The following is a 23,568-nucleotide window of genomic DNA, read 5'->3' on the forward strand; positions in this document are numbered from 1 at the left end:
GCTTCCGAGACTCTTCCTCTCCCGTACGGTCACGGAACGGGCACCTCGCTTGACGTGTCAGTGCCCTGGGGCAGACTTGGCCCGTAATGAGGGATGATCGCGGATTGCCTCCGCATTGTCTCCGCACGAGCGAGCGCCGGTCCGACGCGGGTCCACCGCGGCCGAGGGGGAAGCACAGTCATGAGCCAGGACGGCACGCAGGGCCGGTACGCGGGCGGCTCCGTGGCAGGTGGTCGCTACCAGCTTCGGGACCTGCTCGGCGAGGGGGGCATGGCCTCCGTCTACCTGGCCTACGACGCCGCCCTGGACCGCCAGGTCGCGATCAAGACATTGCATACGGAACTGGGTCGCGAAGCCGCCTTCCGCGAGCGCTTCCGGCGCGAGGCGCAGGCCGTGGCCAAGCTCTCGCACACCAACATCGTCTCGGTCTTCGACACCGGCGAGGACGATCTGGGCGGCTCCCAGATGCCGTACATCGTCATGGAGTACGTGGAGGGACAGCCGCTCGGCTCGGTCCTGAACAACGACATCCAGCGGTACGGCGCGATGCCCGCCGACAAGGCCCTGAAGGTCACCGCCGACGTCCTCGCGGCGCTGGACACCAGCCACGAGATGGGCCTGGTCCACCGCGACATCAAGCCCGGCAACGTCATGGTCACCAAGCGCGGCGTCGTGAAGGTGATGGACTTCGGCATCGCCCGCGCCATGCAGTCCGGCGTCACGTCCATGACCCAGACCGGAATGGTCGTCGGCACCCCGCAGTACCTCTCGCCGGAGCAGGCACTGGGGCGCGGCGTGGACGCCCGCTCCGACCTGTACTCGGTCGGCATCATGCTGTTCCAGCTGCTCACCGGCCGGATCCCGTTCGACGCCGACTCGGCGCTGGCCATCGCGTACGCGCACGTCCAGGAGGAGCCGGTCGCCCCGTCCTCCATCAACCGGACGCTCCCGCCGGCCATCGACGCGCTGGTCGCCCGGGCCCTGAAGAAGAACCCGAACGAGCGCTTCCCGAGCGCCGCCGCCATGGCCGACGAGTGCCACCGGGTGCTCGCGTCGTTGCAGCCGGGCGCCGCCCCCTCGATCGTCCCGGGCAGCGGCCCGGTGCAGGGCGCGGGCTCGGGCGTCGGCTCCGCGGTGTTCCCGCCGGTCGACCAGATGGGGCAGGGGGTGCCGCAGAGCGGCGTGCAGACGCCGTACCAGCCGCCGACTCCGAGCCCGTACGGTCCCGCCACGCCCGCACCGATGCCGACCCCGGCGCCGCAGGCCGCGTACGGGTACCCGCAGCAGCAGGGCGGGTACGCGACGCCCGCGCCGTACGCGCAGAACCCGACGCCGCCCTCGACGCCGATGCCCGCTCCGGGTGCGCCGGGCGGGCAGGCCAAGAAGAAGAACACCCCGATGCTGATCGGTGCGGTGGTGGTCGTGCTGGCCGTGATCGGCGGCGTGATCTTCGCGCTCCTCCCGAAGGACAAGCCGGAGGACAAGCAGGACAACCCGACCACGCAGGCGGGTCACAAGGGTCCTGACCGGTCGAAGACGCTCAAGGACACGGAGTGCAGCGACCCGAAGGAGGACAACCTCGACCCGTCCAAGGTCGTCGTGCCCAACTTCGTCTACAAGAACGTGCGCTCGGTCAAGCTGTGCGCCCAGGCCGCCGGCTGGACGGTCCGGGAGAAGCCGACCGACGAGAACCAGTGGGGCGAGGAGACGGTCATCGACCAGTTCCCGCTCGCGGGCTCGGCGATCGACCCCAAGGCCACCAACATCGAACTCACCGTCTCCACCGGCAACCCGGCCCAGTAGCCCCCCGGGCCCGCCCGATCCGGCCCATCCCGGTCACGGCCGCGCCCCCTCTGCCCGCATCCCCTCACTGCCGCCGTATCCGCATCCCCAAGAACCCCAGCCCCATCCCCACCAGCACGATCCCCACCCCCAGCGGCACCGGCCTGACCCCCGCCCCCGCACCCCCCGCCACCGCCTGCGGCACCACCGCCGGAGGCCGTGACACCGGCGTCCTCGACGGCGACGGCCGCACGGGCCTCGCCGGCACCGCCGGCAGCCTCACCGCCACCGGCCGCACCACCTCCGGCTCGGTCACCCTCCCCGGCCTGACCCGCCCCACCCCCGCCTTCCTTCCGGCCAGCCGCTCCCCACCGGCCGCCGCACGCGAGGCCACAGCCGACGCCCGGGGCGACACCTCGAGCGACGCGGAAACGACCGGCGACGGAACCTCCTCCGCCCCGGCCGTCCCCCCACCGCACACCACCAGCAGGCCCCCCGCCACCCACACCGTCACGCGCCCGCGGACCCCTGAAGCCATCGGAACGACCGCCTCCCGTCGGTACCGCCGAACCATCGGACTCAGCGTCACATACCGCAATCAATCGGGCACGCGGACCGAGCCATCCGGACCGTCACCCGCTTGCCACCGCGGGCATACTCGGTATACATACTCAGTATGTCGATCCGCCACGGGCTCCTCGCCCTCCTGGAACAGGGCCCCCGGTACGGCTCCCAGCTGCGTACCGAATTCGAGTCCCGCACAGGCGCCACCTGGCCCCTAAACGTCGGGCAGGTCTACACCACGCTCAGCCGCCTGGAGCGCGACGGCATGGTCGTCCCGGGCGGCGACGACGACGCGGGCCACCCGCTGTACGCGATCACCGACGCCGGACGCGAGGAACTGCGCCAGTGGTTCGAGCGCCCCGTCGACCGCACCAGCCCGCCCCGCGACGAACTGGCGATCAAGCTGGCCATGGCCGTCGGCGCACCCGGTGTCGACATCCAGGCCGTCATCCAGGCCCAGCGGCACGCCACCCTGAAGGCGATGCAGGACTACACCCGGCTCAAGGCGCAGGCCCTGATCGCCGTCGAGTCCGGCGGCGACCTCCAGGACAACGCCCGGGGCCGCGACGACATGGCGTGGCTGCTCGTCCTGGAGCAGCTGATCTTCCAGACCGAGGCCGAGGCCCGCTGGCTCGACCACTCCGAGTCCCGGCTCGTCCGGCTCTCCGCCACGGCCAAGCGGGGAGCCACTCCGCCACCGGCCGAACCCGCGCCCCGTACCGCCGAGAGCGCACCCGCACGCGCCTCCCGGCGCCGCTGAACCGCGCGGCTCCCACTTCCGTACGACCGCCGGACGGCGCCCCGTGCCGCACGGCCTTCCCAGGGGGGACCCCACACCCATGTCCGACCAGTCCCGGCAGCCCGTGCTGCAACTGGAGCAGCTGACCCGTGTACACGGCAGCGGCGCCACCGAGGTACACGCCCTGCGCGGCGTGAACCTCTCCGTCTTCCCCGGCGAGCTCGTCGCCGTGATGGGCCCCTCCGGGTCCGGCAAGTCGACCCTGCTCACCATCGCGGGCGGTCTCGACAACCCCACCTCCGGCAAGGTCGTCGTCGAGGGCACCGACATCACGCAGGTCACCCGCAAGGAACTGGCCGCGCTGCGCCGCCGCAGCATCGGTTACGTCTTCCAGGACTACAACCTCATCCCGGCACTGACCGCCGCCGAGAACGTGGCACTGCCCCGCGAGCTGGACGGAACCTCCGCACGCAAGGCCCGCGTCTCCGCGCTCGCCGCGCTGGAGGAGATGGGCCTGTCCCACCTCGCCGACCGCTTCCCGGACGAGATGTCCGGCGGCCAGCAGCAGCGCGTGGCCATCGCCCGCGCCCTGGTCGGCGACCGCCGCCTGGTCCTCGCGGACGAGCCGACCGGCGCCCTCGACTCCGAGACCGGCGAGTCCGTCCTCGCACTGCTGCGCTCGCGCTGCGACGCGGGCGCCGCCGGCATCCTCGTCACCCACGAACCGCGCTTCGCCGCCTGGGCGGACCGGGTGGTCTTCCTGCGCGACGGCTCCGTCGTCGACGAGACGATCCGCACGGACGCCGAATCGCTCCTCGCCGGCTCCGGCACGGGCACGGGCGGGCAGGCGGGCGCCAAGTGAAGGGCTGGTACCACTCCTGGCTCGCGGCGATCCGCATCGCCCGCCGCGACGCCTGGCGCTCCAAGGGCCGCAGCATCCTCGTCCTCGCGATGATCGCCGTACCGATCCTCGGCGTCAGCGCCATCGACGTGACCCTGCGCAGTGCCGAACTGACCCCGGCCCAGGGCCTGACCCGGGAAATGGGTGCCGCCGACGCCATCCTGAGCGAGGCGGGCTGGGGCGGTGGGCCGATCCACCAGCCGCCGGACCCCCGCTTCACCGGCACCGAACCGGTCGGCGGCTTCGAGCAGTACGAGAACAAGCCGATGCCCGAGGGCCACGCCGACGTCACCAAGGCGATCCCGGCGGGCGCGAAGGTCCTCACCGACACCACGGCGATGTCCCGGCTGCGCACCACGCACGGTCTGCTCGACACCGAACTCCGCGAGATCAAGGCCGGGGACCCGATGGTCACCGGTGCGATCGTGCCGACCGGCGGCCGCTTCCCCGAGAAGGCCGGCGAGATCGCCGCCACCGACGCCTTCCTCAAGAACAGTGGGCTCTCCGTGGGCTCCACGCTCACCGCCCGCTCCCTCGACACGACGTTCACCGTCGTCGGCTCCTACGAGCTGCCCCACGCCCTGAAGACCACGCAGGTCATCGCCCCTCCGGGCACCTTCATCGCCCCGCTGAACAAGGCGCTGGAGGCACAGGGCCTGCCCAGTGCCGGAAACCACACCTCGTACCTCGTCTCCGTCGGCGGCGAAGGTTTCACGTGGAACATGGTCAAGGAGGCCAACGCCAAGGGCGTCCAGGTGAATTCGCGTGCGGTGATCCTGTCGCCGCCGCCGGACTCCGAGGTCCCGTACTTCCAGAAGAACCCGCGCAAGACCGAGGAGCTCGGCAGCAACCGTGAGCTGCTGACCATCGCCGCGACGATCGTCGGCATGGCCCTGCTCGAGGTCTGTCTGCTGGCCGGTCCGGCCTTCGCCGTCGGCGCCCGGCGCTCGCGCCGTCAGCTCGGCCTGGTCGGGGCCAACGGCGGCGACCGCCGCCACATCCGGGCCATCGTCCTGTCCGGCGGTCTCGTGATCGGCGTGGCCGCGGCCGTCGTCGGCACCATCCTGGGCCTGCTGCTCACCCTCGCCCTGCAACCGGTCCTCGAAGGGGTCATGGGCAAGAGGTTCGGCACGTTCACCGTGCAGCCCCTGGAGCTGCTGGGGATCGCCGCAGCCGCCGTGATCACCGGTCTGCTGGCCGCGATCGTGCCCGCGGTCAACGCCTCCCGGCAGACCCCGCTGGCCTCCCTCACCGGCCGGCGCGGAGTGCGCCGCGCCAACCGCGTCCTGCCGGTCCTCGGCCTGATCGCCGTCGCCCTCGGCGTCGCGATCGCCCTGTACGGGGCCACCAGCAGCGAGAACATCCTCCTGGTCGCGGGCGGCAGCGGCATCGCCGAACTGGGCGTCGTCGCCCTCACCCCGGTGCTGGTCGGCCTCTTCGGCCGGCTCGGCGGCTGGCTTCCGCTCTCCCCCCGGCTCGCCCTGCGCGACGCGGTCCGCAACCGGGGACGCACGGCTCCGGCCGTCGCCGCGGTGCTGGCTGCCGTCGCGGGCACGGTCGCCGTGGCGACGTACGCCGAGAGCCAGGACGCCAAGCAGCGCGCCCAGTACCAGGCAATGCTCCCGCACGGCAGCGGCAAGGCGACCACCGACGAGGCGGGCGGGCGCGACGTGCCCGCCGTCCGGCAGGCGATCCAGGCCAACATCTCGCTCGACGCCCTCGCCGACGTCCAGCGCATCGTCATCGGCAGCAAGACCTGCACCTCGTACAGCGAGGACAAGAAGTGCGGCACGTACGACGTCTTCATCCCGAAGGCCAACCGCTGCGCCCTGCACGACCCCGCCAAGGGCCCCGACGCCTTCACGGTCGCCGAGCGGCGCAAGCTCTCCAAGGACTGGCGCTGCCAGGTCAACGAGGGCGGAAACACTCCGCAGCAGGGTGGTGTTCTCGTCGGTGACGAGAAGGTCCTCAAGGCCCTCTCCATCACCGACCCGACCCTGGTGAACGCCCTCAAGGAGGGCAAGGCGGTCTCCTTCGACCAGACGGCCTTCATGAACGGCAAGACCGGCATCAACGTGGTCACCGACCAGAAGAAGGCCGAGGAGGCGAGGGCCGCCAACAAGGAGGCACCGGGCAAGGTCCACGAGCTGCCCTCGGTCCTGGCACCCAAGTCCGTGAACGGTTACGGGCTCCAGCTGCTGGTCCCGCCGTCGCTCGCCAAGTCCGCGGGGTTCACCACCGTTCCCTTCGGCGTGGTCTTCTCGACGTCCGCACTGCCCAGCACCGAGCAGAAGCAGGCCCTCGACGGAGCGATCGACAAGATCGGCCTCAACGAGGGCGTGGTCATCGAGGCCGGGTACGTCAGCGAGAACGGCATCGTGCTGCTGGCCCTGACCGTCTTCGCCGGTCTGATCACCATCGGCGCGGCAGGCATCGCCACCGGGCTCGCCCAGGCCGACGCCGAGGCCGACCTGAAGACGCTCGCCGCGGTCGGCGCACCGCCCCGGGTACGCCGTGCGCTCAGCGGCTTCCAGTGCGGAACGGTCTCCTTCATGGGAGTGGTCCTGGGATCGGCGGCCGGTGTGCTGCCCGCCATCGCCCTGATCCTCTCGGACCGCCGCACGGACGCGGCCAACATGCAGGAACACCTGGACATGGGCTGGGGCACCAGCGGCATGGCCAACGTGGACATGCCGATCGTCATCCCGTGGGAGACCCTCGGCGCGCTCATCGTCGTCGTACCGCTCGGCGCGGCCCTGCTCGCCGCGCTGGTCACCCGCTCCCGGGGCGCGCTCGCCCGGCGCGAGGTCGGCTGACCGTACGGCTCGCCGTGAAACTGCTCCAAGCTGTGCCCCCGTACGAAGGTGGATCACCTTTGTGCGGGGGCACACCCACTCTTGACGCACGTGTACGAGAGAATGACGGCATGGAGATGCCGAGGAGTGAACGGTCGCAGGAGAGCCCTCAGGTCCTGGTTGTCGGGCAGGACGGAATGGCGCTCGGCGGCGGTGACGACGAGTCGCGCGAGGTGCCTGTGACGGACATGGTCGAACAGCCCGCGAAGGTCATGCGGATCGGCAGCATGATCAAGCAGCTCCTGGAGGAAGTCCGCGCGGCTCCTCTGGACGAGGCGAGCCGGGTACGGCTCAAGGACATTCACGCCAGCTCCGTGAAGGAGCTGGAGGACGGGCTCGCCCCCGAGCTCGTCGAGGAACTGGAGCGCCTGTCGCTGCCGTTCACCGAGGAGGCCATCCCCTCCGAGGCGGAACTGCGCATCGCGCAGGCCCAGTTGGTGGGCTGGCTCGAAGGACTCTTCCACGGCATCCAGACCGCGCTGTTCGCCCAGCAGATGGCCGCGCGCGCCCAGTTGGAGCAGATGCGCCGGGCGCTGCCGCCGGGCGCCTCGCACGAGGACGACGAGGACGACGGCCACGGACACGGCGCCCGCACGGGCGGCCCGTACCTCTAGGAACCCTGTACCTCCAGGACCGCGTACCTCCGGGACGACGCACGAAGGGGCCATGTTTCACGTGAAACATGGCCCCTTCGGCTTGCCCGCTCAGCCCACGGTCAGCAGGATCTTGCCGACGTGGCTGCCCTCGTCGAGCGCCGTGTGCGCCTCGGGGGCCCGGTCCATCGGGAAGACCCGGTCGACCACCGGCCGCACCCGGCCCGCCGCGATCAGCGGCCACACGTGCTCGCGCACCGCCGCCACGATCGCCGCCTTCTCGCCCAGCGGACGCCCACGCAGCGACGTCGCGGTGATCGCGGCCCGCTTGCGCAGCAGGGCGTTGAGGTTGATCTCGCCCTTCACTCCGCCCTGGAGGCCGATGATCGCGAGACGGCCGCTGGTGGCGAGCGCCTTCACGTTCTGGTCCAGGTACTTGGCGCCGATGATGTCGAGGATGACGTCCGCGCCCTTGCCGTCGGTGGCCTTGCGCAGCTCCTGCACGAAGTCCTGCTCGCGGTAGTCGATGAGGATGTCCGCACCCAGCTCCGCGCACCGGGCCAGCTTCTCCGGGCCGCCCGCCGTGACGGCGACCTTCGCACCGATCGCCTTGGCGAGCTGGATCGCCATGGTGCCGATGCCGCTGGCGCCGCCGTGCACGAGGAGCGTCTCGCCGGGGCGCAGGTGGGCGATCATGAAGACGTTCGACCAGACCGTCGCGGCGACCTCCGGCAGCGCGGCGGCCGTCACCAGGTCCACGCCCTCGGGCACGGGCAGCAACTGTCCCGCCGGCACGGCGACCTTCTGCGCGTAGCCGCCGCCCGAGAGCAGCGCGCACACCTCGTCGCCGACGGCCCAGCCGTGCACTCCCGCGCCGAGGGCCACGATCCGGCCGGAGCACTCCAGGCCGGGGTAGCGGGAGGCGCCGGGCGGCGGGTCGTAGAAGCCCTGCCGCTGGAGCAGATCGGCCCGGTTCACGGCGCTCGCGGCGACCTCGACAAGGACCTCGCCCTCGTTCGGGACGGGGTCGGGGACCTCCGCCCAGACGAGTGCGTCGGGGCCACCGGGTTCAGGGATCGTGATCGCATGCATGGCCACGAAACTACCCCCGGTGCCTGTGATCAGTCCGAAGAGCCCCGAGTGGGCCCTCCGGACGACGTCCGCCCCGTACGCTGTGACGCTCCGCCGGTGGCTTCTGGTTTGCCGAACTGAGACGCTCCGCCGGTGGCCTCTAGTCCGCCGAACTGAACCGCATGTCCGTCTCCTCCGCGCCCGGCACCGCCCGCACGATCGCGATGACCCGGTCGGTGAGCTGGAGCGGGCTGGCCTTCGGGTCGTCGTAGCCGAGCAGCCGGTGTCCGCGCAGGACGCTCACCACCAGGTCCTCGGTCTCCCGGACGTTCTTGCCGACCTCGCTCTTTATGACCGGCCGCTCGATCAGGTCCAGGCCCGAGCCCTGCTGGATCAGGTCCTCCATCACCGTGCCCGCGCTCGGGCTGAGCACCGAGAGGCCCAGCAGGCGGCCCGCCGCGCTCGCGCTGGTGATGACCGCGTCCGCGCCGGACTGCCGCAGCAGCGGCGCGTTCTCCTCCTCGCGGACCGCGGCGACGATCTTCGCGCCCCGGTTGAGCTGCCGGGCGGTGAGGGTGACCAGCACCGCCGTGTCGTCGCGCTGGGTGGCGATGACGATCTGCCGGGCCCGCTGGAGCTCCGCCCGCAGCAGCACGTCGCTGCGCGTCGCGTCGCCGACCACACCCGTCAGCCCCTCCGCGTTGCAGGTCTCGATGACCTTGGCGCTCGGGTCGACGACGACGATCTGGTCCTTCTTCAGGCCCGTGGCGATGAGGGTCTGCATCGCGGACCGGCCCTTCGTCCCGTACCCGATGACGACAGTGTGGTCTCGCAACTGGGACCTCCAGCGATTCAGCCGGAACTCCTCCCGCGTCCGCTCGGTGAGGACTTCGAGAGTGGTACCGACCAGGATGATCAGGAACAGAACCCGCAACGGTGTCACGAGCAGCACATTGGTGAGCCGCGCGCCGTCGCTGTAGGGAACGATGTCGCCGTACCCCGTGGTGGAGAGGGTGACGGTCGAGTAGTAGACGGCGTCGAGGAGGTCCACGCCGCCGTCGGAGTTGTCGTGGTAGCCCTCACGGTCGATCCACACGATGAAGACGGTCACCGCGAGCACCACCAGCGCCATCAGCAGCCGCTTGGCGACCTGCCGCAGCGGGCGTTCGACGACCCGCTTGGGCAGCTTCACCGGCGCGGTGTTCAGGTGCTCGTCCGCCTCCCGAGCCATCGCGTCATGGCCTGGCAGTTTCACGTGAAACATCCTTCCGGTCGGCCTGGCTTCCGTGCGCCCGGATGTTTCACGTGAAACACCCCTCGATGTTTCACGTGAAACATCCTTCGGCCCAGGGCAGGTCGAGGATTTCCAGTACGTCCCCGGCGCATGCACCGCCGGGCGGCACGACTGCCAGCCCGTCGGCCGCCGCGATTCCGCGCAGCATCGCCGGTCCGTTGTAGTGCAGAGGTACGGCGTGGTCCGCGCCGGAGGCGTCCGTGCGGTGGGTGACGGGCACCAGGCGGGTGGAGACGGGGTGGCCGGGCACGTCGTCGCGCACCGGAGCACGGTACGGCTCGGGGGCCGGCCGGTGGGCGAGCGCCCGCAGCAGGGGCTCGGCCAGCGTCAGCAGCCCGGACACGGCGGCAAGCGGATTGCCGGGCAGCCCCACGAGGTGGGCGTCGGGGGCGAGCCGGGCCAGCAGCATGGGGTGCCCGGGGCGCACGTCGACGCCGTCCACGAGGAGTTCGGCGTCGACGGAGTCGAGGAAGGGGTGGACGTGGTCGACGGGTCCGGCGGCGGTACCACCGGTGGTGACGACGACGTCGGCCTCGGAGCCGAGGACCGCCTTACGGAGCGCCTGGGGGTCGTCGCCCAGGCAGCGGGTGTCGAGCACTTCCGCGCCGAGGGCGCGCAGCCAGGGGGCGAGCATCGGGCCGAGCGCGTCACGGACCATGCCGTCGCGGGGCGCACCCGAGGTCAGCAACTCGTCTCCCAGGACGAGCACTTCAACGGTGGGCCTCGGCACGGTCAGCAGGGTGTCGTACCCGGCGGCGGCCGCCAGACCGAGCACCGCCGGGGTCACCACGGAGCCCGCGGGCAGCAGGTGGTCGCCGACACGGCACTCCTGGCCGCGCGGGCGGATGTCCTGACCGGGGATCACCTCGCGCTGGGCGTAGAGGCGTTGTTTGGTCTCGTCGGCGTGGGCGTGCTCGCGGCGGATGACGGCGGTCGCCTCGGCGGGGATACGGGCCCCGGTGGCGATCCGTACGGCCTCGCCGTCGCCCAGCGGGTCGGGGGCCGTGCGCCCGGCGAGGATGCCGGGGCCGTCGTGGAAGGACCAGGGGCCGGGGCCCGCCACCGCCCAGCCGTCCATGGCGGAGGTGTCGAAGGACGGCAGGTCGGTGAGGGCTTCGAGGGGCTCGGCGAGGATCTGCGCGAGCGCCTGCTCCAGGGGTACGCGGCGGGGGCGGGCCGGTGCGGTGCGCCCGGCGAGCGCGGCGGCGGCCCGGGCGTCGGGCCAGGGGGTGGAGGTGGGGTGGGCTTCGGCGGCGGGCTCGGCCGACGCCTCCTCGAGGGGCTCGGGGGCCGGTTCGGGGTCCGTCGGGCCGGGGGCCTCGGCGGCGGGTGCGGGCACGGCGGGATGCGGCGAAGGCTGGGGCTGCGGCTGCGGCTGCGTGCGGCTGACGAGGGCGAGGGCCTGGTCGATGCCGTCGATCTCGTGGTCGGTGTCGCTCATGCCGGGCCCGCCTGACCGCTGCCAGGGGCCGCCGGGCCATTGCCGGGGGCCTGACCGCCGCCGGGGGCCTGACCGCCACCGGAAGCCGCAGGGCCGCTGCCGCTGTCCGGGGCGTCGGCCTCGGCTGCCCAGCGGGCGGCGAGGGCGGTGGCCTTGGCAACGGCTGCGGCGACGGCCTCGGGTCCTTCGGCTCCGGCGCGACCTGCGGCGTAGCCGACGAGGAACGTCGTCAGGGGGGCGGCGGGTCGGGCGACGCCGTGCGCGGCGTCGCGCGCGAGGTCGAGGAGGAGGGGGGTGTCGACGTCGAGATCGAGGCCGAGTTCGTCCTTGACTGCGGTGATCCATTCATCCAGCACGTGCCCATGCTCCCTGATGCGGGCACGGGCCGCCGCGATGTTTTCCCAGGTGTCGCAGTCGAAGGAGGCGAAGGAATCGGCAGCGGTGACACGCGTGAGGGCCAGCTCGGCGGTGAGGAGCCGCAGCGGCAGCCCGGAGAGGGAGCCGTACTCGGCTGCCAGCAGGGCGAGTTCGCGGCGCAGCGGTTCGACCCGGTACACGGCGACCAGGGGCTGGTCGCGCCCGGTGGCGTCCACCAGCAGCGCCGCGTCGGTGTGCGGGTCGGCCTGCACGGACCGTACGAGCGTGTCGACCGTCACCCGGTCCACGAACGGCAGGTCCACGGAGAGCACGAGGACCAGCACGGCCCGGGTCTCGCGGACTCCGGCGGCGAGCGCGGCCAGCGGGCCGCCGCCCGGCGGGTCCTCGCGCGTCCAGGTCACCGGCCGGGCGGTGGCGTGCCGGCCGCCGACGACCACGGTGGTCCCGGCCGCGTCACAGGCCGTCAGGACCCGGGCGAGCAGGGTCCGTCCGCCGACCCGGACGGTGGCCTTGTCGACGCCGCCGAGCCGCCGCCCGGCACCACCGGACAGCACGACGGCGTCATACGCAGGGGCACTCATGCCCCGAAGTATGGCCGGGTCCCCCAGGCCGCCGACGGCGAGGGGGACCCGGGGCGCGTCGGCGTCAGAGAGTGCGCAGCAGCAGGGCCGGGTGCTCGACGCAGTCGGCGACGTACCGCAGGAAGCCGCCCGCGGTGCCGCCGTCGCAGACCCGGTGGTCGAAGGTCAGCGACAGCTGGACGACCTGGCGCACCGCCAACTGCCCCTCGTGCACCCACGGCTTGGGCACGATGCGGCCGACGCCGAGCATGGCCGCCTCGGGGTGGTTGATGATCGGCGTGGAACCGTCGACGCCGAACACCCCGTAGTTGTTGAGGGTGAAGGTGCCGCCGGTGAGCTGGGCCGGGGTGAGCCGGCCCTCCCTGGCCGCGTCGGTGAGACGGACCAGCTCCTCGCCCAGGGAGTCCACGCTGCGGGTGTGCGCGTCACGGACGACGGGGACGACCAGACCGCGCTCGGTCTGGGCGGCGAACCCGAGGTGCACCTCGGACAGCCGGACGATCTCGCGGGCCTCGGTGTCGACGGTGGAGTTCAGCTCCGGGAAGCGGGCGAGGACGGCCGTGCAGATGCGGGCCAGCAGAGCAAGCACCGACACCTTGGGGCCGCTGCCCACGCTGTTCATCGCGGCACGGGCGGCCATCAGCTCGGTCGCGTCGGCGTCCACCCAGCAGGTGGCCTCCGGTATCTCGCGGCGGCTGCGGGACAGCTTGTCGGCGACGGCTCCGCGCACGCCCTTGAGGGGGATGCGCTCGGCAGCGGCGGGCGCCGAAGGAACCGCAGGAGCCGCAACCGCCACGGGGGCTTGAAGCGCCTGCTCGACGTCGCTGCGCAGGATGAGCCCGTCGGGCCCCGACCCGCTCAACTGCCGCAGATCGAGCCCGTTCTCGCGCGCCAGACGACGTACGAGAGGAGAGATGACCGGCACGGGCCCGGCGTCGGGCACACGGGCGGGAGCGGCGGCCGGGGCCGCCTTCGGAGCGGCGGGTGCCACCGCTCCGGCGCCCCCTGCGGGCCGCACCCTGCGCCGGCGTGCCGCCGGAGCCGTCGTGCCGTAGCCGACCAGCACATTCCCCGACCCGGAGTCACCGTTCACCGAAGCGGAACCGGCCGAAGCGGAACCGCCCGCCGCGGAACCGGCCGAAGCGTCCGCGCCCACCGCCACCGTCAACAGCGGTGACCCGACCGGCAGTTCCGTGCCCTCCTCGCCGAAGCGGGCGGTGACCACGCCCCCGTACGGGCACGGCACCTCGACCATCGCCTTGGCCGTCTCGACCTCGACGACCGGCTGGTCGACGGCGACGACGTCGCCGACCTGCACCAGCCAGCGCACGATCTCCGCCTCGGTCAGCCCCTCACCGAGGTCCGGCAGCTTGAACTCCAACACCTGCGCCATGGATCAGTCCTCCCACTGGAGCCGGGCGACCGCGTCCAGCACCCGGTCCACGCCGGGCAGGTGGTGGCGCTCCAGCATCGGCGGCGGGTACGGCACGTCAAGACCGGCGACGCGCAGCACCGGCGCCTCCAGGTGGTGGAAGCAGCGCTCGGTGATCCGGGCGGCTATCTCGCCGCCGGGTCCGCCGAAGCCGGCCGACTCGTGCACGACCACCGCGCGCCCGGTGCGCCGCACGGACGCGGCCACCGTCTCGTCGTCGAAGGGCACCAGGGAGCGCAGGTCGACGACCTCCAGGTCCCAGCCCTCCGCCGTGGCGGCCTCGGCGGCCTCCAGGCACACCGGGAGGGACGGACCGTAGGTGATCAGGGTGGCGCTGCGCCCGGGGCGGCGGACGACGGCCTTGCCTATCGGGGCGACGGCGGCCGGGGTGTCCGGCGACCAGTCGGCCTTGGACCAGTACAGCCGCTTGGGCTCCAGGAAGACGACCGGGTCGTCGGAGGCGATGGCCTCGCGCAGCATCCCGTAGGCGTCCTCGACGGTGGCCGGGGTGACGACGTGCAGGCCGGGGGTGGCCATGTAGTACGCCTCGGAGGAGTCGCTGTGGTGCTCGACACCGCCGATGCCGCCGCCGTACGGAATGCGGATCGTCAGCGGCATGGGGAGGGCGCCGCGGGTGCGGTTGCGCATCTTGGCGACGTGACTGGCGAGCTGCTCGAACGCCGGGTAGGCGAACGCGTCGAACTGCATCTCCACGACCGGCCGCAGCCCGTACATCGCCATGCCGACGGCCGCGCCGAGGATGCCCGCCTCGGCGAGCGGGGTGTCCGTGCAGCGGTCCTCGCCGAATTCCTTGACCAGGCCGTCGGTGATGCGGAAGACACCGCCGAGTGCGCCGACGTCCTCGCCCATCACGTGCACGGTCGGGTCCTCGGCCATCGCGTCGCGCAGGGCGCGCTGGAGGGCCTGGGCCATGCTCGCGGGCTTTGCGGCGGCCTTCTTCGTGCCGGGGGCCACGGTGGTGCTGCTCATCGTCCGTCCCCCGATTCCACGGACGCTTCCGCTTCCAGCTCTGCCCGCAACTGGGACTCCTGCTCGCGCAGTTGTGCGGTGCGCTCCGCGTACACGTGGGTGAACAGGTCCATCGGGTCGAGCACCGGGTCCGCGTTCATCCGCTCCCGCAGGTCGGCGGCCATGGTCTCGGCTGCCTCCTTGGCCTGACGTATGCCGTCCTCGTCGAGGAGGCCGCGTGTGGTCAACTCCCGCTCCAGCAGGGTGATCGGGTCGTGGTCGCGCCAGGCGTCCACCTCGGCGTCGCCGCGGTAGCGGGTGGCGTCGTCGGCGTTGGTGTGGGCTTCCATGCGGTACGTGATCGCCTCGACCAGCGTCGGGCCGCCGCCGCGCCGGGCACGCTCCACGGCCTCGCTCAGCACCTCGTGCATGGCCACCGCGTCGTTGCCGTCGACGAGCCGGCCCGGCATTCCGTATCCGACGGCCTTGTGGGCCAGGGACGGGGCGGCGGTCTGCTTGGCGAGCGGGACGGAGATCGCGAAGCCGTTGTTCTGCACGAGGAAGACGACCGGGGCCTGCCACACGGCGGCGAAGTTCAGCGCCTCGTGGAAGTCGCCCTCGCTGGTGCCGCCGTCGCCGACCATGGCGAGTGCGACCACGTCGTCACCCTTGAGGCGGGCGGCGTGCGCAAGACCCACCGCGTGCGGCAGCTGGGTGGCGAGCGGCGTGCACAGGGGGGCTATGCGGGACTCGCGCGGGTCGTAACCGGTGTGCCAGTCGCCGCGCAGCAGGGTGAGCGCCTGTACGGGGTCCAGACCGCGGGCCACGACGGCGAGGGTGTCGCGGTACGAGGGGAAGAGCCAGTCCTGCTCCTGGAGCACCATGGCGGCGGCGACCTCGCAGGCCTCCTGGCCGGTGCTGGAGGGGTACACGGCGAGGCGGCCCTGCCGGGTGAGCGCCGTGGCCTGCGCGTTGTACCTGCGGCCGCGCACCAGCTCGGCGTACAGCCTGCGCAGCAGGGCGGGGTCCGCCCCGGCGGCGGCCTCGGTGCCGAGCACGCGGTACGGCGAGGAGTCGGGGAGCAGCGGGGCGGGGTCGGTACGCGGCTGCCAGGCCGGGGGAGGGCTGGGCCGGTAGGCCGTGCTGCCCGGCATCTCTTGAATCGTCACGACGAACACCTCCTCGTGGGAACGGTGCGGACAACCCGTCCCGGCGGGTACAGGACCAGCAGGAACGGAAAGGTCACGAGGGCGCCGGAATGTGGCGTGCCTCACCTACCGATTGTTCGGTCGTGGATGCAGTTTGGCTACAGGCGGCATCAGCCTGTGGACAAACGGTTCTGCGCAGCCTGGGATGGGGGCAGGACGTCCATGGCGGGGAAGCAGGGGGACATGGCAGCTGAACAAATGGCCGGATCGGGTGACGGACTTTCCCACAACGGCGGGGACGTCCACAGGGGCGGCTCCCGGGAGCTGCCGCCGGCCCGCCCCCGGGACCTGCCGCCCGCCCGCCCGCTGGACGCCATCGACCGCGACATCCTGCACATGCTCCAGACCGACGGCCGGGCCTCGATACGGTCGGTCGCCGAGCGCGTCCACGTCTCGCGGGCGAACGCCTACGCGCGCATCAACCGGCTCATCGACGACGGGGTGATCCGGGGCTTCAGCGCCCGCGTCGACCACGAGCGGGCGGGGCAGGGCGCATCGGCGTACATCACCCTGAAGATCGTCCAGAACTCCTGGCGCACGGTCCGCGAGGAGCTCCAGGCGCTGCCGGGGGCCGCGCACATAGCGCTGGTCAGCGGCGATTTCGACGTGCTGCTGCTGGTGCACACACCCGACAACCGCACCCTGCGCGAGCTGGTCCTCACCAAGATCCAGTCGATCCCCGAGGTGCTCAGCACGCGCACGCTGCTGGTCTTCGAGGAGACCGACCTGGACCCGCAACGCCCGGCGCAGGACTGAACCTCCCGCGCCGGGCGGACCCGGGAGGCCGGGGCGGACCCGGGAGGCCGGGGCGGACCCGGGCGGGCCCGGGAGGCCCTCAGCCCGTACGCAGCCCGTCGAAGGCCATCCGTACGACCGTGTCCACGAGCTGCTCCTGCTCCGCGCCCCCGTCGGGATGCGGCCGGTACCACTCCACCAGCGAGTTGATCATCCCGAAGAGCAGCCGGGTCGCCAGCCGGATGTCCACGTCGGCCCGCAGATCGCCGTCGGCGGCCGCCGCCTTCAGCAGGTCGGCGACCCGCTGGTCGAACTCGCGCCTGCGCTCCAGCGCCCACCGCTCCGTCTGGGTGTTTCCGCGCACCCGCAGCAGGAGGGTCACGTACGGCAGTTCCGCCATCAGCACCTCGACGGTGCGCCGCGTGACGTACTCGACCCGCTCGATGGCCCGCCCGCGCTGCGCCCGCGGCTCCTCCAGGGCGGCGAAGAGACCGTCCAGCGCCCGGCTGACCGCGCGCCGCAGCAGTTCCTCCTTGCCGGCGACGTGGTGGTAGATCGACGACTTGGAGATCCCGGCGGCCTTGGAGAGGTGCTCCATGGAGGTGCCGTCGTAGCCGCGCTCGTTGAAGACGCTCACCGCGACGGCGAGCAGTGTCTCCGGGGTGTACGTGTCCCGTTTGGCCGTCGTCGGCCGGTCCGTGGTGGTCATCCGGTGCTCTCTTCCTCGGACGCGGAGTCGGACACGGACGCCTGGTCGGCGTACCCCTGCCGGTAGTGCGCGAGCGACGGGGCGTAGCGCCCGGTGGGACAGCGCTGGTGCATCGCGGTGAGCAGGTCGAAGGACCAGTCGCCGGTGAGGTCGCGGCCCCATTCCAGCGGCCCGCGCGGGTAGTTGACGCCCAGGCGCATCGCGGTGTCGATGTCACCGGCACTGGCGACACCCTTGGCCACGGCATCCAGTGCGAGGTCGACGAGCATCGCGACGGTGCGCGCGACGATCATCCCGGGGACGTCGCCGATGACGCTGACGTCCTTGCCGAGCGCCTGGAAGAGCCCGATCGCCTCCTTGAGGGTGTCCTCGCTGACGTCGCCGGAGGCGGCCAGGGCGATGCGGGTGGCGCTCCGGTAGTCCAGGGCGAGGTCGAAGTAGACGACGTCGTCGTACTCCACCGAGGTGTGCCCGTCGACGGGGGCGAGCTGGCCGCCACCAGGGAGGCCGATGTACGGGCCGCCGGAGGCCAGTTGCTTCACCTCGATGCCGTCCGCCTCCTGGAGGATCGCGAGCACCTCTGCGGCGGGCCCGAAGTCACCGGCGACGGTGACCTGCGCGGGCGCCGGCTCCGGTGGTGCGGTGTGCGGTGCGGGCCTGGTGCTGCCTTCCGCGTACGGGAACCAGCCGTGCCCGGACTTGCGGCCGAGCCGTCCGGACTCCACCAGGCGGCGCTGCGGCAGCGACGGCACGAACTTGGGGCTCTGGTAGAACGCCTCCCACACCGAGCGGGAGACGGCCTCGTTGACGTCCTGGCCGATCAGGTCGGTCAGCTCGAAGGGGCCCATCCTGAAGCCGCCGCACTCGCGCAGTACGGCGTCGATGGTGGCGGGGTCGGCGGCCTGCTCCTCGTACACCGCGAAGGCCTCGGCGTAGAAGGGGCGGGCGATCCGGTTGACCAGGAAGCCGGGGGTGTCGGCGCAGCGCACCGGCGTCTTCCCCCAGGCGAGCGCGGTGTCGTACGCGCGGGTGGCGGCATCGGCGTCCGTCGCGAAGCCGCTGACGATCTCCACCAGGGGGAGCAGGGGCGCGGGGTTGAAGAAGTGCATGCCCACGAAGCGCCCCGGGTGCTTCAACGCGCCCGCGACGGCGGTCACCGACAGCGAGGAGGTGTTCGTGGCGAGCAGGCAGTCGGCGGAGACCAGCTCCTCCAGGGAGCGGAACACCTGCTGCTTCACCTCCAGGCGTTCCACGATCGCCTCGACGACGAGGGCGGCCTCGGCGAGGTCCCGCAGGTCGTGGGCGGGGTGCAGCCGCTCCAGCGCCGCGTCGGCGTCGGCGCGCGCCAGCTTCCCCTTCGCGACGAGGCGTTCCACCCGGGAGCGTACGGAGGCGTCCGCGGCGGTGGTGCGCTCGGCGTCGACGTCGAAGAGCCGGACGGGGTGCCCGGCGAGGAGGGCGACCTGGGCGATGCCCTGGCCCATGGTCCCGGCCCCGACGACGGCGACGGTGCGGGAGCGCTCGATTGCTGTCATGCGGCCAATCCTCCAGGACGGTTGTCCACAGGTGCACGTCGGTCCCGCGAACGCGTTGTCCACAGGTTTGCGTCGGCCCCCTTGTCCCGACCGATCGTTCGGTTACTCTAGCCGTGTCCGACCGTCCGAGCCCAGTCCGAGCCCAGCTCGACGAGGAGTTGGTCCGTACACATGCAGTCGCCGCAGCAGCTGACCCAGCTGACCGAGACCCACCGGCCCACACTCGACCAGGCCCTCGACGCGATCCGTACGCGCGCCTACTGGTCCCCGCACCCCGAGCACCCCAAGGCGTACGGCGAGAGCGCGGCGGCCGACGGCCTCGCGGCGTTCGAGGCGCTGAAGAACACCCGCTTCGACCTGGGCGACCAGCCGGGCACCGACGACTGGGTCGGCGGCACCGCCTCCGAGGGCGGCGAAGTCTCCCCGTACGGCCCGGAGCTGGGCATCTCCTACCCGCACGCGGACATCGACGTCCTGCTGCCCGCCATGCGCGCGGGCATGGGCGCGTGGCGCGACGCGGGCCCCGAGGCGCGCGCCGTGGTGTGTCTGGAGATCCTGGCCCGCATCAGCGCCCGCACGCACGAGTTCGCGCACGCGGTGATGCACACCAGCGGCCAGGCGTTCATGATGGCGCTCCAGGCGGGCGGCCCGCACGCCCAGGACCGCGGCCTGGAGGCGGTGGCGTACGCCTACGTCGAGCAGACCCGGGTGCCCGCGGCCGCCGACTGGTCGAAGCCGCAGGGCAAGCGCGACCCGCTGAACCTGGCGAAGTCCTTCACGGCCGTCCCGCGCGGCATCGCCCTGCTCATCGGCTGCAACACCTTCCCCACCTGGAACGGCTACCCGGGCCTGTTCGCGTCCCTGGCCACGGGCAACCCGGTCCTGGTCAAGCCGCACCCGCGCGCGGTGCTGCCGCTCGCGATGACGGTGAAGGTCGCCCGTGAGGTCCTCGCCGAGGCCGGGTTCGACCCCAACCTGGTGGCGCTGGCCGCCGAGCGCCCCGGCGAGGGCATCGCCAAGACGCTCGCCACCCGCCCCGAAATCAAGATCATCGACTACACGGGTTCCTCCGCCTTCGGCGACTGGCTGGAGGCCAACGCCCGCCAGGCGCAGGTCTACACGGAGAAGGCCGGCGTCAACACCGTCGTCGTGGACTCCACCGACGACTACAAGGGGATGCTCTCCAACCTGGCGTTCTCGCTGTCCCTGTACAGCGGCCAGATGTGCACCACCCCGCAGAACCTGCTGATCCCCCGCGAGGGCATCACCACCGACGCGGGTCCCAAGTCGTACGACGAGGTGGTCGGCGACCTCGCGAAGTCGGTCGGCGGCCTGCTCGGCGACGACGGCCGGGCGAACGCCCTGCTGGGCGCACTGGTCAACCCGGACGTCAAGGCCCGCCTGGAGGCGGCGGCCGGTCTCGGCGAGGTCGCCCTGCCGTCCCGCGAGGTCACCAACCCGGACTTCCCCGATGCCACGGTCCGTACCCCCGTCATCGTCAAGCTGGACGGCGCGAAGCCGGACGCGGAGGCGGCGTACCTCTCGGAGTGCTTCGGCCCGGTGTCCTTCGCCGTCGCCGTGGACTCCACGGCCGACGCCGTCGAGCTGCTGCGTCGTACGGTCCGCGACAAGGGCGCCATGACGGTCGGCGCGTACACGACGTCCGACGAGGTGGAGCGGGCCGTCGAGGAGGTCTGCCTGGAGGAGTCCGCGCAGCTCTCGCTGAATCTGACGGGCGGGGTGTACGTCAACCAGACGGCCGCGTTCTCCGACTTCCACGGCTCCGGCGGCAACCCGGCCGCGAACGCCGCACTGTGCGACGGCGCGTTCGTGGCGAACCGCTTCCGGACGGTGGAGGTACGCCGCCAGGCCTGACGGCGGCGTACGCACCGGAAAGACGAATGCCGTGGTTCGCGCCCCCCAACGCGGACCACGGCGTTCCCGGTACTGCCCCCTGTTACGACGGCTCCGGCACGTCCGCGTACCGCTGTACCCAGGCATGCATCGCGACGGCCGCCGCGGCTCCCGCGTTGATCGACCGTGTCGAGCCGAACTGCGCGATCGAGCACACCATCGACGCGTGCCTGCGCGCCTCCTCGGTCAGCCCAGGCCCCTCCTGACCGAACAGCAGCACACACCGCTTCGGCAGCACCGTGCGCTCCAGCGGGACCGCCCCCGGCAGGTTGTCGATGCCGATGATCGGCAGGTCCTCGGCGGCCGCCCACGCGGTCAGCGACTCGGTGTCCGGGTGATGGCGCACATGCTGGTAGCGGTCGGTGACCATGGCCCCGCGCCGGTTCCAGCGCCGGCGGCCCACGATGTGGATCTCCTTGGCGAGGAAGGCGTTCGCGGTACGCACCACGGACCCGATGTTGAAGTCGTGGCCCCAGTTCTCCACGGCCACGTGGAAGTCGTGCCGCCGGGTGTCCAGGTCGGCGACGATCGCCTCCCGCGTCCAGTACCGGTACGGGTCGACGACGTTGCGCCGGTCGCCGTGCGCGAGCAGCTCGGGGTCGTAGCGCTCGCCCTTCGGCCAGGGCTCGGGGTGCGGGCCGACGCCGATCCCGTCGCCGAAGCCGTCGTCGTACTGGGCGGGCTCTTCCACGGGAATGTTCTCGCTGCTCACCCCACGAGCGTACGGGGCTGCTCCACGGCCTCGGGACGCTGCTGCGGGGCCTTGCGCGACGGAACGAACACCCAGTCCCTGAGCCGCCCGGCCCGGCCGCCCAGCCACAGCAGGAACACCGTCGGCAGGAACACCGCGTCGGCGGCGATCATCGCCAGCGAGAAGAACGGCAGCCCCAGCAGCACCGCGATGCTCGCGTGCTCCACGATCATCAGCGCCAGCAGGACGTTCTTCACCCGCCGGTTGAACAGCGTGAACGGGAAGGCGACCTGCACGATCACCGTTCCGTACGTCACCAGCATGACCATCGTGCCGTGCGAGGCGAGCTGCTCGGACAGCCACGGCCAGGGCGTGAAGTAGTCCAGGTGCAGCGGGTAGTAGATCGCGGTGCCGTCCTGCCAGCGCGAACCCTGCACCTTGTACCAGCCGGCCGTCGCGTAGACGAAGCACACCTCGACCATGATGATCAGCAGACCGGCGTTGTGGACGAGGTTGGCCAGGACGTCCGCGAGCCGTCGCGGCTCACCGTCGGCGAACCGGCACACCGCCCACCACCCCAGGTGCACGAGCAGCAGCGCCCAGAACACCAGCGCCCAGCCCCAGCTCAGCAGCCCCAGGAAAGTGACCGCCGCAAGGGCGACACCAAGCACCGTCCACAGCGCGGGCCCCACCCGGTCCCGTACGACGGCAAAAACGACACCCCCTGCGGCCTTCACCCGGCGCGCGTCCAGCGACCACACCTGGCCGCAGCGCGTGAGCACCAGGTACATCGCCATCAGGTGGATGACGTTGTCGCCGCCGTCGCCCATGAAGACGCTGCGGTTCATCAGCGACAGCACGCCGATCATGAACAGCACGGACATCGTCCGGGTGCGCCAGCCCACCAGCAACAGTGCGCTGGAAACGATCGCAAGGGCGTACACGAGCTCGAACCACAGTGTGCTGTTTGTCCAGATCAGCACAGTGAAGGCGCCGTTGTCGGCGAGGATGTCCCGGCCCATGTCGAACGCCCACGGACCGTCGGGCCCGTACAGCTCGTGCCGGTGCGGCAGCTCGCGCAGCAAAAACAGCAGCCAGGTCGCGGAGAACCCGATGCGCACTATCGCTGTTTGATACGGACCGAGGGCCGCGGCGGTGACGCGCTGGACGCCCCGCTGGAGCCACTGCTGCGTCCGGGCCGGCAGAGCCTTGGACGGGGCCTTGGACCGGAACCTCTGGGTGACGCTCACTTGGTCACTCCCGCCTCGTCGGCGACCTTCGTCAGGTCGGCCTGCGTCACCTTCCACCAGGGCAGCGTCCGGTACACCGGCTTGGTGGAGATCTTCTCCGTGCTCCACGGCGGCGGCTTCACCGAGGTCGTGGAGGAGCGGACCTGGATACGGACCACTCGGCCGCCCATGTCGAGCTCGGACATCCGCTCCAGGACGATGCGCCGGATGTAGCGTGCGGAAACGTCCCCGCGCATGCCCAGCGACTCGTTCTTGTCGTTGTGCCAGTTGGTGTAGAAGTCCCAGCCGCGGCGCAGTTCGTTCTGGTCGGTGTGGCTGGGCAGGAGGCTGCCGCGGATCTGCTCGGCGTCCTTGGCGGAGAAGTCGATCCACTCCGTGATGCGCCACTGGCCGCTCTTGGTCTGGATCTGGGCACGGGACTGGACGGCGATGTTCTGCTGCAGCGGGTTGGGGGCGAAGAGCTTCCAGTTCTGCTCGAACTCGGGGTTGATCCAGTCGCTCACCGCCTGGCTGTGCTCTTTGGAGAGCGTGTTCGACGGTGCGACATGCAGGAAGACCATGCCGAGATGCACGAGGGCGGTGACACCGACCAGGGCGAGGGCGAGGGCCGCGACGACCTGGGAGCGCAAGGAGAGCCCGGCGATGCCGGGGGTCTCGGTGCCGGGGGTCTCGGTGCCGGGGGTCTCGGTGCCGGGGGTCTCGGTGCCGGGGGTCTCGGCGGGTACGTCTGCGGCGGGCGGGTCCTCGGCGGGCGGTGACGTGTCCTTCGCCGGATTCTCGGCGGCATCCGGGGTCAGGTCCTCGCCCCGGGCCTTGTCGTCGTACGAATCCATCCCGCCCCGATCAGCACGCGTCGGCCAGTTGTCCACAGAGGTTGACACCCTACGGGCCGTCGCCCCACCATTGAAGTCAATGAACCGAACGAT

General features: G+C 71.8%; 19 protein-coding genes. 7 read left to right on the plus strand and 12 right to left on the minus strand.

Annotated elements, in window-relative coordinates; genetic code table 11:
- Window positions 1-180 precede the first annotated feature (180 nt).
- The 5 genes from IE269_RS10005 (at window position 181) to IE269_RS10025 (ending at window position 7,455) form a co-directional block, all read left to right on the plus strand.
- Entirely contained in the window at window positions 181-1,803 is a 1,623-nt protein-coding gene (locus tag IE269_RS10005) for a protein kinase domain-containing protein (protein WP_189822467.1), read from the plus strand.
- A gap of 655 nt (window positions 1,804-2,458) precedes the next feature.
- A complete protein-coding gene (locus IE269_RS10010; protein WP_189822468.1) occupies window positions 2,459-3,106 on the plus strand; it encodes a PadR family transcriptional regulator in 648 nt (215 codons plus the stop codon).
- 79 nt (window positions 3,107-3,185) lie between these two features.
- Window positions 3,186-3,947: an ABC transporter ATP-binding protein gene (locus tag IE269_RS10015; RefSeq protein WP_189822469.1), complete on the plus strand. Its 762-nt coding sequence runs from the start codon at window positions 3,186-3,188 to the stop codon at window positions 3,945-3,947.
- Window positions 3,944-6,802 (plus strand): FtsX-like permease family protein, encoded by a 2,859-nt coding sequence (locus IE269_RS10020; protein WP_189822470.1) that lies wholly within the window; start codon window positions 3,944-3,946, stop codon window positions 6,800-6,802. The genes IE269_RS10015 and IE269_RS10020 overlap by 4 nt, the downstream gene beginning before the upstream one ends.
- Window positions 6,803-6,912: 110 nt before the next feature.
- Window positions 6,913-7,455 carry a bacterial proteasome activator family protein gene (locus tag IE269_RS10025; protein WP_189822471.1) on the plus strand — a complete coding sequence of 181 codons (543 nt, stop codon included), beginning with the start codon at window positions 6,913-6,915 and terminating at the stop codon, window positions 7,453-7,455.
- Between the two features lie 90 nt (window positions 7,456-7,545).
- On the opposite strand, the gene IE269_RS10030 is transcribed toward IE269_RS10025, so the two are convergent.
- From IE269_RS10030 to pdhA, 7 genes are all read right to left on the minus strand, one after another.
- Window positions 7,546-8,526, minus strand: a complete 981-nt coding sequence (locus tag IE269_RS10030) for an NAD(P)H-quinone oxidoreductase (RefSeq protein ID WP_189822472.1) — start codon at window positions 8,524-8,526, stop codon at window positions 7,546-7,548.
- A 139-nt stretch (window positions 8,527-8,665) separates the two neighbouring features.
- Complete coding sequence (locus IE269_RS10035) at window positions 8,666-9,769, minus strand: potassium channel family protein (protein ID WP_189822473.1); 1,104 nt, start codon at window positions 9,767-9,769, stop codon at window positions 8,666-8,668.
- A 61-nt stretch (window positions 9,770-9,830) separates the two neighbouring features.
- Window positions 9,831-11,240 (minus strand): molybdopterin molybdotransferase MoeA, encoded by a 1,410-nt coding sequence (locus tag IE269_RS10040; RefSeq protein WP_189822474.1) that lies wholly within the window; start codon window positions 11,238-11,240, stop codon window positions 9,831-9,833.
- Window positions 11,237-12,199, minus strand: a complete 963-nt coding sequence (locus IE269_RS10045; RefSeq protein ID WP_189822475.1) for an NTP transferase domain-containing protein — start codon at window positions 12,197-12,199, stop codon at window positions 11,237-11,239. Before IE269_RS10045 ends, IE269_RS10040 begins: the two co-directional genes overlap by 4 nt.
- 64 nt (window positions 12,200-12,263) lie before the next feature.
- The gene (locus tag IE269_RS10050; RefSeq protein ID WP_189822476.1) at window positions 12,264-13,592 is read right to left on the minus strand and encodes a dihydrolipoamide acetyltransferase family protein; all 1,329 of its coding nucleotides are present in this window, start codon (window positions 13,590-13,592) and stop codon (window positions 12,264-12,266) included.
- 3 nt (window positions 13,593-13,595) lie between these two features.
- Window positions 13,596-14,621, minus strand: a complete 1,026-nt coding sequence (locus tag IE269_RS10055; RefSeq protein ID WP_189822477.1) for an alpha-ketoacid dehydrogenase subunit beta — start codon at window positions 14,619-14,621, stop codon at window positions 13,596-13,598.
- Window positions 14,618-15,769, minus strand: coding sequence for a pyruvate dehydrogenase (acetyl-transferring) E1 component subunit alpha (gene pdhA / locus IE269_RS10060; RefSeq protein WP_189822478.1), 1,152 nt, complete (start codon window positions 15,767-15,769; stop codon window positions 14,618-14,620). The genes IE269_RS10055 and pdhA overlap by 4 nt, the downstream gene beginning before the upstream one ends.
- A gap of 222 nt (window positions 15,770-15,991) precedes the next feature.
- Here pdhA and IE269_RS10065 point away from each other — a divergent pair, with 222 nt between their 5' ends.
- The gene (locus IE269_RS10065; RefSeq protein WP_229897523.1) at window positions 15,992-16,564 is read left to right on the plus strand and encodes an Lrp/AsnC family transcriptional regulator; all 573 of its coding nucleotides are present in this window, start codon (window positions 15,992-15,994) and stop codon (window positions 16,562-16,564) included.
- A 79-nt stretch (window positions 16,565-16,643) separates the two neighbouring features.
- On the opposite strand, the gene IE269_RS10070 is transcribed toward IE269_RS10065, so the two are convergent.
- The gene (locus IE269_RS10070; RefSeq protein ID WP_189822479.1) at window positions 16,644-17,252 is read right to left on the minus strand and encodes a TetR/AcrR family transcriptional regulator; all 609 of its coding nucleotides are present in this window, start codon (window positions 17,250-17,252) and stop codon (window positions 16,644-16,646) included.
- Entirely contained in the window at window positions 17,249-18,787 is a 1,539-nt protein-coding gene (locus tag IE269_RS10075) for a 3-hydroxyacyl-CoA dehydrogenase (protein WP_189822480.1), read from the minus strand. The genes IE269_RS10070 and IE269_RS10075 overlap by 4 nt, the downstream gene beginning before the upstream one ends.
- Before the next feature lie 171 nt (window positions 18,788-18,958).
- Between IE269_RS10075 and paaN the strand changes: the two genes are divergently transcribed.
- Entirely contained in the window at window positions 18,959-20,662 is a 1,704-nt protein-coding gene (paaN, locus tag IE269_RS10080; protein WP_189822481.1) for a phenylacetic acid degradation protein PaaN, read from the plus strand.
- Between the two features lie 82 nt (window positions 20,663-20,744).
- On the opposite strand, the gene IE269_RS10085 is transcribed toward paaN, so the two are convergent.
- From IE269_RS10085 to IE269_RS10095, 3 genes are read right to left on the minus strand one after another with little or no spacing between them, the layout of a single operon-like run.
- Window positions 20,745-21,413: a TrmH family RNA methyltransferase gene (locus tag IE269_RS10085; RefSeq protein WP_189822482.1), complete on the minus strand. Its 669-nt coding sequence runs from the start codon at window positions 21,411-21,413 to the stop codon at window positions 20,745-20,747.
- A complete protein-coding gene (locus IE269_RS10090) occupies window positions 21,410-22,642 on the minus strand; it encodes an HTTM domain-containing protein (protein ID WP_438817531.1) in 1,233 nt (410 codons plus the stop codon). Before IE269_RS10090 ends, IE269_RS10085 begins: the two co-directional genes overlap by 4 nt.
- Complete coding sequence (locus IE269_RS10095) at window positions 22,639-23,475, minus strand: DUF5819 family protein (protein WP_189822484.1); 837 nt, start codon at window positions 23,473-23,475, stop codon at window positions 22,639-22,641. The genes IE269_RS10090 and IE269_RS10095 overlap by 4 nt, the downstream gene beginning before the upstream one ends.
- Between the last annotated feature and the right edge of the window lie 93 nt (window positions 23,476-23,568).

It is taken from the genome of Streptomyces spiroverticillatus, from assembly GCA_014650415.1.
GTDB lineage: Bacteria > Actinomycetota > Actinomycetes > Streptomycetales > Streptomycetaceae > Streptomyces > Streptomyces spiroverticillatus.

Coding starts and splice junctions, on each gene's coding strand:
- IE269_RS10070 (WP_189822479.1), bottom strand. CDS start 17,252: ATGACCACCACGGACCGGCCGACGACGGCCAAACGGGACACGTACACC.
- IE269_RS10055 (WP_189822477.1), bottom strand. CDS start 14,621: ATGAGCAGCACCACCGTGGCCCCCGGCACGAAGAAGGCCGCCGCAAAG.
- IE269_RS10015 (WP_189822469.1), top strand. CDS start 3,186: ATGTCCGACCAGTCCCGGCAGCCCGTGCTGCAACTGGAGCAGCTGACC.
- IE269_RS10045 (WP_189822475.1), bottom strand. CDS start 12,199: ATGAGTGCCCCTGCGTATGACGCCGTCGTGCTGTCCGGTGGTGCCGGG.
- IE269_RS10095 (WP_189822484.1), bottom strand. CDS start 23,475: ATGGATTCGTACGACGACAAGGCCCGGGGCGAGGACCTGACCCCGGAT.
- IE269_RS10065 (WP_229897523.1), top strand. CDS start 15,992: ATGGCAGCTGAACAAATGGCCGGATCGGGTGACGGACTTTCCCACAAC.
- IE269_RS10025 (WP_189822471.1), top strand. CDS start 6,913: ATGGAGATGCCGAGGAGTGAACGGTCGCAGGAGAGCCCTCAGGTCCTG.
- IE269_RS10010 (WP_189822468.1), top strand. CDS start 2,459: ATGTCGATCCGCCACGGGCTCCTCGCCCTCCTGGAACAGGGCCCCCGG.
- paaN (WP_189822481.1), top strand. CDS start 18,959: ATGCAGTCGCCGCAGCAGCTGACCCAGCTGACCGAGACCCACCGGCCC.
- IE269_RS10005 (WP_189822467.1), top strand. CDS start 181: ATGAGCCAGGACGGCACGCAGGGCCGGTACGCGGGCGGCTCCGTGGCA.
- IE269_RS10035 (WP_189822473.1), bottom strand. CDS start 9,769: ATGTTTCACGTGAAACTGCCAGGCCATGACGCGATGGCTCGGGAGGCG.
- IE269_RS10030 (WP_189822472.1), bottom strand. CDS start 8,526: ATGCATGCGATCACGATCCCTGAACCCGGTGGCCCCGACGCACTCGTC.
- IE269_RS10040 (WP_189822474.1), bottom strand. CDS start 11,240: ATGAGCGACACCGACCACGAGATCGACGGCATCGACCAGGCCCTCGCC.
- IE269_RS10075 (WP_189822480.1), bottom strand. CDS start 18,787: ATGACAGCAATCGAGCGCTCCCGCACCGTCGCCGTCGTCGGGGCCGGG.
- IE269_RS10050 (WP_189822476.1), bottom strand. CDS start 13,592: ATGGCGCAGGTGTTGGAGTTCAAGCTGCCGGACCTCGGTGAGGGGCTG.